Here is a 7,317-nt window from a genome sequence, read left to right on the forward strand (position 1 = left end):
CGGCGCTTGCCGGGAAGCGGCGGGTGTCATTGATGACCGCTGGCCGCAGGCAATGAGGGGCGAAAATGCGCGGGTCAGCGTGGCCCGGCGACTATGAGTCCTTCCAGTTCGGAGTCGATTCTCGTGTGAGCCTGCGGCTCATCAGGTCGATCATCGCGAGGCGGATCATCGCCTCGGAGCGGTGTGGGTGGGTTTCGTAGTCGCGAGCGAGGCGGCGGTGGTTCATCAACCAGCCGAAGGGCCGCTCGACTACCCAGCGCCGCGGTATGGCCTTGAAGCCCTTCTGGCCCGGGTCACGGCGGGTGACCTCGACGTCGATGCCGAGGGCGGCGCCGTGATCGATGGCCTTGGTCCGGTAGCCGGTGTCGGTCCAGGCCTTGGTGACCCTGGGGTGGGCCTGGGCGATGTGCGAGAGCAGGTGGATGCCGCCGACGTTGTCGGAGACGCTGGCCTCGGTGACCCAGACCGCGAGGAGGAGGCGGAGCGTGTCGACGCCGATGTGGCGCTTGCGTCCTGCGATCTTCTTGCCCGCGTCGATGCCCTGGCCGGCGGCCGGGACGTTGGCGGAGGTCTTGACGCTCTGGGCGTCCAGCGCGCACGCGCTTGGTTCGGCGTCCCGGCCTGCGGCCTCCCGGACCAGTCGGCGGAGCAGGCCGTTGAGCTGGTCGAATACGCCGTCCTTCTGCCAGGCGGCAAAGTATCCGTAGACGGTTTCCCACGGCGCGAAGTCGTGGGGAAGATAGCGCCAGGGGATCCCGGTCCGGTCCACATACAAGACCGCGTCCATGATCCGTCGCAGGTCGTGCTCGGGCGGCGCGCCCGATGTCCAGACCCTTCCCTCGCCGCGCTCCCCGCCAGGCCGACAGAATGGGATCGAATAGTTCCCATCGGGCATCGGACAGGTCACTCGGAATACGACCGCTGTCGAGACATGTTTCGATAGTTCCGTCGGCAGACACGCAGCCACAGGGCGCAAACAGGGGTGAGCGGGGGCGCCTTGGGATCAGGCAGGAGCGAACGGGCGGAAACATGCCCATCAATGGCGTCAACCGTCCCTCACGTCACGGATAACGACCCTGACCTCAGCAGTCCCAGCCCACTCCGCTGCCCCAAAAGCTGCCAAACCCCTCTGCCAGGACAAAACGCTCTTTGAGAGGGTGTTTAGCGCCTTATTGGAGTCTTTTGTGATGATCTGAGGCTACGGTCGTTCGGGGCTGCTGTGGTTGTTGTGGTTCATGATGCGAAAGTGGCTGCCAGGCGGACGTCTTGCTCTGCCTCCTCCTGTTTCATCCCAAGCCGCCGGGTTTCACGCCGTGTGCTTCGGGCGCCGGTCCGCGCGCCCAAGGCAGGTGGGTAGTCCCAGACCATGTCTGAACGCCGCCGCTATCCGAGCGATCTGTCCGATGCCCGGTGGGAGTTGGTCGAGCCGGTTCTGACTGCCTGACGGGCCGAGCGCCGCGGCCGTGGACTGGACATCGGCCGGCCACTCGACCACGACCTGCGCAGCCTCCTGGACGCGGTCCTGTACGTGAACCGCACAGGGATCCCGTGGCGCTACCTCCCGCACGACTACCCACATTTTCTGTGGAATCAGACCTGTCAAGCGACGTCGAAGGTCACCCTGGTCGATTTACGCTGGCCCGCTGGGTCGAATGCCGGGAGACTCCTGTGCTGTGAACATGGGGATCTCTGGTTTCGAGCCGTCCTTCCTGATCGGGGTCGACGCGATTCGCCAGGCGCACGGCTCGCTCCTGGCTGCGCTCGCCGGTAGGCGGCTGACGGGGTTTGCGCTGGTGCGGTTTGCCGAAGACGGGGACTGGTTTGCCGACTGTCCGGTGGTGCTGGACTTCGACGGAATCCAGGTGGAGGTCTGTCACTGGAAGTTCGACGAGCTCTCGATCAGCTGGGACGCGATCGACACAGCAGTGACCATCACCGGGTGGGAGTCGTCGGAGCTCACGCCGCGGTGGTCTCACAGCGATGAACACCTCGAACCGTTCGTCGGCCAGGAACTGCGAGAGGTCACGCTCCTTGAGTGGCGGCCGGCGGAACGTGACCTGGCGGCTGGAACGGTGGCGGTGGAGTTCGTCTTCGCCAGCGGCTGCCTGCGGATCGTCAACGGCCTGGACGAGAACCGCATTGAGGTCGATGCGGCCCACCCGGATTACGTCCAACACAGGCTGGGCCGCTGAGCATTACTGTCCGGTCGGTCTCCGGTTGGTCTCGATGACCGGCAGCAGGGTGGCCTGCGCTGGGATGCCGATTTGCCGGGGAGTCGGCCCGGCGGGGGTGGGGACGTCGGTGAGCCGTGTCAGTAGCTGGTCGAGGGCGGCTTGGCCGTCGTCGACGGCGGCGCGTTCGTCGTCCGTCAGTGGGATGGCCGCGAACATCTTCTGCAGATTCTCCTTGGCCTCCAGGAGCTGACCCTTGCTGGAGGCCTTCGGGGTGTAGAAGTCGCAGCGTGCGCAGGCCATGCGGTGCTGGCACTGTTCGAAGAACGCGTAAGTGCACCAGCCGTGGCCGAGGTCGTAGTACTGCCAGGGGTCGCCGTTCGGCGGCGCCAGAAGCGACGGCGTCTCGGTCGACGAGGACTTCAACGGTGCGGACGTTGCGGGCGAAGTAGCCGGCGTCGTTGTAGGCCTTGGCCAGCCTGTTCGGAGTGATCTTTGCGTAGTGGGCGGTGGCTTCGGGAGTTCGGTGGCCAAGCCATTCCTGCAGTTCGAACAGGGTCATGGGCTCCTTGGCGTTGTAGAGCTGGCTGGCGATGGTCGAGCGGGCCCGGTGGAGGACGCGGACCACCCCCGGACCAAGGACGAAGCAGCCGGCTGCCTGCTGACCGAGCACTGCCCGCCCCACACCGACCCGGTGTACCAGGGCGTCCTGGAGGCGCTGTTCCGGCTGGCGGAGGAAATCCCGTACGGCCTCATCCGGATCATCGACAAGGGCTGAGCGCTCAGACCTGCGGCGGCGCCGCGCCGGGCAGTTCGCCGGCGAAGTCCCACCACTGCTGGATGGTCCACACGACAAGCCGGGAGCGGTCGGTGGACATCCGCAGCCAGACCTCCTCGCCGCCGGGCATGAGCGCCACTTCCACGTGCGGCTCGTCCCACGTGCCCAGCGCGTACATCCACCCGATGCCGTCGGGCCAGGTCCGGATCGCCGCCGTGCGCACGCTCAGCGCCGCGGCGAAGGCATCCAAGGCGGCCTTGGGTATCCGCACTTCCACCGGTTCCCGCTCGATCCCCGCCACCCAGACCCCCTGGTTCTGCGGCGAGACGCGACAGCCCGCCGTCGCGGATCAGCCTGCCAGACCTGCCCGCCACCGCCAGAGGGCGACAACATCCGTTGCCGCGAATCCGGACGTCAGGCTGTGAGGTCTACCAGCCTCACAGCCCGTTGCGCGAGGCGATGGCCGACGTTCGGCGCTCCGTCGCGGTGCTCGCCGCCCGGGTCCGGGACGCGCACGCCGCCCGCGTCTGGCTGCCCCTCGGGCACGGCAGCTGGGAGTCGTACTGCGCCGCGGAGTTCGGCATCAGCCGCGCCCAGGCGTACCGGCTGCTCGACGTCGCCCGCGCCCTCACCGCGATCCACGACGCCGTCGCCGCCGGCCCCGGCGTGTCTCGCACGCGAGACACCGACCCGGCCGCCGCGGCCGCCCTCGGCTACGGCCTGTCCCAGCGCGCCCTGATCGCCGTCTCCAGCCGTAGCGGCGACGTCGCGGAGCTGATCACCCGCCGACTCGCCACGCTCGCCCACAGTGGCCTGACGGACCTTGATGAGCCGACCGTGCGCGCCGTGGTCCGCCAAGCCGTCCGTGACGTCCGCACCGCGCCGCCCCCGGGCCCGCCGGTCCGCCGGCGGATCCCGCGCTCATCGAGCTGCGCCGCGTCGTCGACGGCCTCGCCACCACCCACCAGCTCGGGAGCTCATGCTCGAAGTCGCCCCGGCGTACCTGTCCGACAGCGATGCGGCCGACGTCCTCGCCCCGCTGTGCGACCAGATCGGCGAGACCCTCGACAACGGCCTCGCGGCCCGCCGTTACGCGATGTCCGGGGATCGCCGCGCCCTGTCTGGCACCATCCTGTAGCCCGACGATCCCGGCTGCGCCTATGTGGCACACAGCCCGTTTCCCCAGGTCGACGCGGTGCGGCTTGAGGGTGTGAGGTGTGAGGCGAGGGCCTTCGGCGACGGTGCCGTCTGACAGAGGATCCTGACCATTTGCCAAGTGATCGTGACGACCTGTTCGCCCGTCGGGTGAACAGGTCAGGCGCATCACGCAACCCGGTCCGGATGTGGCCGAAGCCGGGCGCTGAGGACTGTCTCGGCATGGAGATCGGCCTGGTCCAGGCCCGCACCAAGTCCTTCGGTGAGACGGTAGAAGAGCCCGCGCATTCCCAGCGGTCCGGTCTCGTCGGTGTCCGGTTGGGCGCCAAGCGCCCGCAGTTCGGAGTCGAAGCGGTGAGGGTCCCGGCCGGTGCGGTGCCGGGGCTCGATGCCCAGGAGGGTGTGCAGACCGGTCACCAGCTGCCCGTTCTCGGCATAGCGGAAGTCCACGAGGGGTTTCTCATTAACGTGCAGGGACAGAGCTGCCGTCCCCGCCGAGAGCTCGCCGAGCAGGTCATCGTCCTCGACGCACAGCCAACTGCCGTGCTCCCATACCCACGCCCACGACCCGTACCGGCCGGCGGTCACCACGTAGGCGTCGTCCTCGTAGAGGATGTCGTCGAAGTCCTCGTCGAAGCCCTCCTGGGTCCGCTCAGCGAGCGTGGCGGGGTCCGCCCCCATCCGCTCCAAGAGCTGCCGCGGAGTGAGGTCACGGGCAAAGGTGACGCTCACCAGCGGCAGGTCCGCCCCGTACATCCAACCCAGGCCACTCATCCGTACTCCTCCACGCATCGATCGACTTTCCCCCGCGAGGCTAGACGGCCAGTGCGACAGATCAGCCCCCTGCCGATTCGGGGCGTAGGATCAACTGACAGCGAAGGCGGGCCGTTTGCCATCGAACTTGGACTGATGGCTGTTTGTGTCACTGAAGATGGACCGCCGCAGGTCAGTGAGGTGAAGGTCGGCACGGGCACAGGTCAGCGGATGGACCGCAGACGTACCCGGGCCGACCCGCTCTCGGAGCGTGCCGTACGTGAGCCAGCTGTGCTGCGGGCGGGCTCCACGCTCGCTGAACAGAGCTCGCGTTGTGGCCCTGGACTGCGGTAACGCCTCTCATAACGCCGGGTGGGGACGCTCCGCCTGCCGCGTGGCGGGTCAGTACAGCTTGTTCACGGCGGTCCGCAGGGTGTTCTTCCATTCGGTGACCGGCGGGTCCCCCCAATAGCTCTGCCACATGTTCAGGGTGACAGTGTCTCCGTCGCGGCCGACGCCCCAGAGGTAGTTGAAGTGCGGGCGGTCGGACGCCTCGGCGTCGAAGGTGTACATCCCGTGCAACGTCGCCCCTTCCTCCACTTCGAGTACGCCGTGGTCGTAACCGGTGGCGGTCACCCCGGGTTCCTGCGGACGGTTCGCGCACTCGGCGTAGCTCTTACGGGTCTCTTCCGCGAAGGTGATGGCTTCCGCTTCGGTGGCGAAGACCACCACCTTCTGCTCGGCGTAGGCGGTCTCCGCGGTGCTGAAGTCCCGGTGCCAGACGTTTACCTCGGGCATGCCTTCCGGCCAGTTCGCCAGACACTCGTGGGACATGCCCCAGCCCCGCGCGACCGGTGCAGCGCGCCACGACTCGGTCTTGGGCAGGTCGGAGATGTACAAGGTCCCCGGCCGAGGCCGCCACTGGTCGGCGCTCGCCGCCGGCCCAGATGCCACTGCTACCGCCACCACCGCGGCCCCCATTGCTATACCGGTCCCGCGCATTCGCCCTCGTACCCCCATGATGTGCTCCTTCCCCCGAAGTGTTCCGATCGCTTGCCGACCCTTTGCCGGGCGGCGACTGCACTGGATTCCAGAGTGGGGCGACAACGTCTCCTGAGCCGGGGCCTTCGGTAGCGGTGACCTAAAGACCATTCCCACTGGCCGAAAGCGACGAACTGGTTCAGGGAGGAGGTCACAGCTCCGGCGAGCAGGGGCTCCAGTCGCACAAGGAGGAGATCGAGCAGCGGCGGGCCGAGGGGCTGCCGGTGGAATCCTCCGCCGGGACGATGACGCGGGAGCGGCGCGAGCAGCTGGAGGACATCGACCCATCCTGGTGCCCGGCGTGAGCGGCTGCCCTGGCAGCGCTCCTTCCACCTCGTCCGCCAGCACCTCGACGGCGGTCAAGCGCTGCCGACCACGGCGGGCGAGGTCATGCGCCAGGGCGAGGACCTCGGCCGGTGGGTCACCTCCGTCCGATACGGATGGGACCAACTCACCGGCGTCCAGCAGTGGATGTGCGAACAGATCCTCGGCATCGAACCCGCCACCGAGGACGAGAAGCCGAAACCGCGCACCAGCCAGGCCGACAAGTGGCCATGCACTACGCCGCCGCCCGGTACTTCGCGCGCGAAGGCCACCTCACGGTGCCGCGCAAGCACATCGAGACCATCGCCCTCGGCGGCGACGGCCAGGCGCAGCGGGACGTCCCGCTGAAACTCGGAACGTGGGTCGACAACCAACGCCGCCGGGCCACCACCCTGACACCGGAGCGGATGGAGCAACTCTCCAAGGTCGGGATGAGGTGGGCGTAGCCGCGCTCACGAGCAGCCGGGCTGGACAGGGTGTTCCTGTTCAGCCCGGCTGCTGCGTGGTCAGCCGAAGTCGAGCATGTCCTGGTGCAGAGCTGGCGTACGCGGGGAGGGACTCAACGGGGCGCGGGCGCGTGGCCCTGCTGGCCGGTCTCCCAGCGTGCGATCAGCTCCGCCTTCCAACCCTTCTCCGCAGGCCATGGAACGCCCCATTCGGCGAGCTGGGCACGCGTCCATCCGCCCTTGGGCGTGCGGGCGGCGTCGATCTCTTCAGGTGACGCCAGTACAGACATGTGGGATCAACGAACGACAGGGCGTAGGTGTCACCCGCCGACCGGTCAGGGTGTGTCGCCGAACCAGTCCCCGCGGCGCCGCTCGCCGGGGCGCAGGTCGTACAGGGCTCGGCCGCCGGGTGCCGAACTTTCCGATCTCGGTCATCAGCGTGGCGCCGGTCTGAATCTCGTCCCGGCACATGCATCGGAGGTCGATGTCAGCCCGGGCAGGAGCCGGCGCAGAGGGAGCCGATGGTGTAGGTCCCCGCGAGATTTCCCCTGGTGCCGGCGGTGGGGCTGCCGAGCCGCTTAGTATTGTTCAGGGTTTGGGAGGAGGGGGCCTTGCGATTTGGGGGGTTGATTACGGATCGGGTGTTATG

Annotated in this window: 10 protein-coding genes and 2 pseudogenes; 5 read left to right on the forward strand and 7 right to left on the reverse strand. The window is 67.9% G+C overall.

Annotated elements, in window-relative coordinates; translation table 11 throughout:
• Positions 1-91 precede the first annotated feature (91 nt).
• Positions 92-914 (reverse strand): annotated as a pseudogene (locus tag ADK55_RS07745) (IS5 family transposase).
• A 452-nt stretch (positions 915-1,366) separates the two neighbouring features.
• Here ADK55_RS07745 and ADK55_RS36095 point away from each other — a divergent pair.
• Positions 1,367-1,573 (forward strand): annotated as a pseudogene (locus ADK55_RS36095) (transposase); the annotation flags it as partial.
• A 106-nt stretch (positions 1,574-1,679) separates the two neighbouring features.
• Complete coding sequence (locus tag ADK55_RS07750; RefSeq protein ID WP_063839473.1) at positions 1,680-2,192, forward strand: hypothetical protein; 513 nt, start codon at positions 1,680-1,682, stop codon at positions 2,190-2,192.
• Positions 2,193-2,195: 3 nt separating this feature from the next.
• On the opposite strand, the gene ADK55_RS07755 is transcribed toward ADK55_RS07750, so the two are convergent.
• Positions 2,196-2,597: a hypothetical protein gene (locus tag ADK55_RS07755; protein WP_053676734.1), complete on the reverse strand. Its 402-nt coding sequence runs from the start codon at positions 2,595-2,597 to the stop codon at positions 2,196-2,198.
• 184 nt (positions 2,598-2,781) lie between these two features.
• On the opposite strand from ADK55_RS07755, the gene ADK55_RS38380 reads away from it, so the two are divergent.
• Entirely contained in the window at positions 2,782-2,949 is a 168-nt protein-coding gene (locus ADK55_RS38380; RefSeq protein WP_159041308.1) for a hypothetical protein, read from the forward strand.
• 4 nt (positions 2,950-2,953) lie between these two features.
• Here the strand turns inward: ADK55_RS38380 and ADK55_RS07760 are convergent, their stop codons facing one another.
• The gene (locus ADK55_RS07760) at positions 2,954-3,250 is read right to left on the reverse strand and encodes a hypothetical protein (RefSeq protein WP_053676735.1); all 297 of its coding nucleotides are present in this window, start codon (positions 3,248-3,250) and stop codon (positions 2,954-2,956) included.
• Between the two features lie 678 nt (positions 3,251-3,928).
• Between ADK55_RS07760 and ADK55_RS38385 the strand changes: the two genes are divergently transcribed.
• A complete protein-coding gene (locus ADK55_RS38385) occupies positions 3,929-4,087 on the forward strand; it encodes a hypothetical protein (RefSeq protein WP_159041309.1) in 159 nt (52 codons plus the stop codon).
• 185 nt (positions 4,088-4,272) lie between these two features.
• On the opposite strand, the gene ADK55_RS07775 is transcribed toward ADK55_RS38385, so the two are convergent.
• The 3 genes from ADK55_RS07775 to ADK55_RS40890 all read right to left on the reverse strand — a co-directional run bounded on the left by ADK55_RS07775 (position 4,273) and on the right by ADK55_RS40890 (position 6,178).
• Complete coding sequence (locus ADK55_RS07775; RefSeq protein ID WP_053676738.1) at positions 4,273-4,878, reverse strand: DUF6461 domain-containing protein; 606 nt, start codon at positions 4,876-4,878, stop codon at positions 4,273-4,275.
• A gap of 381 nt (positions 4,879-5,259) precedes the next feature.
• A complete protein-coding gene (locus ADK55_RS07780) occupies positions 5,260-5,655 on the reverse strand; it encodes a hypothetical protein (RefSeq protein WP_159041310.1) in 396 nt (131 codons plus the stop codon).
• 394 nt (positions 5,656-6,049) lie between these two features.
• Positions 6,050-6,178 (reverse strand): hypothetical protein, encoded by a 129-nt coding sequence (locus tag ADK55_RS40890; RefSeq protein ID WP_420713602.1) that lies wholly within the window; start codon positions 6,176-6,178, stop codon positions 6,050-6,052.
• Between the two features lie 274 nt (positions 6,179-6,452).
• Here ADK55_RS40890 and ADK55_RS40895 point away from each other — a divergent pair, with 274 nt between their 5' ends.
• On the forward strand, positions 6,453-6,668 hold the full coding sequence (locus ADK55_RS40895; RefSeq protein WP_420713603.1) for a helicase associated domain-containing protein: 216 nt from the start codon (positions 6,453-6,455) through the stop codon (positions 6,666-6,668).
• Between the two features lie 113 nt (positions 6,669-6,781).
• Here the strand turns inward: ADK55_RS40895 and ADK55_RS39110 are convergent, their stop codons facing one another.
• Positions 6,782-6,958, reverse strand: coding sequence for a hypothetical protein (locus ADK55_RS39110; RefSeq protein WP_199826469.1), 177 nt, complete (start codon positions 6,956-6,958; stop codon positions 6,782-6,784).
• Between the last annotated feature and the right edge of the window lie 359 nt (positions 6,959-7,317).

The sequence above is a fragment of the Streptomyces sp. WM4235 genome (genome assembly GCF_001279725.1).
In the GTDB taxonomy this organism is placed as follows: domain Bacteria; phylum Actinomycetota; class Actinomycetes; order Streptomycetales; family Streptomycetaceae; genus Streptomyces.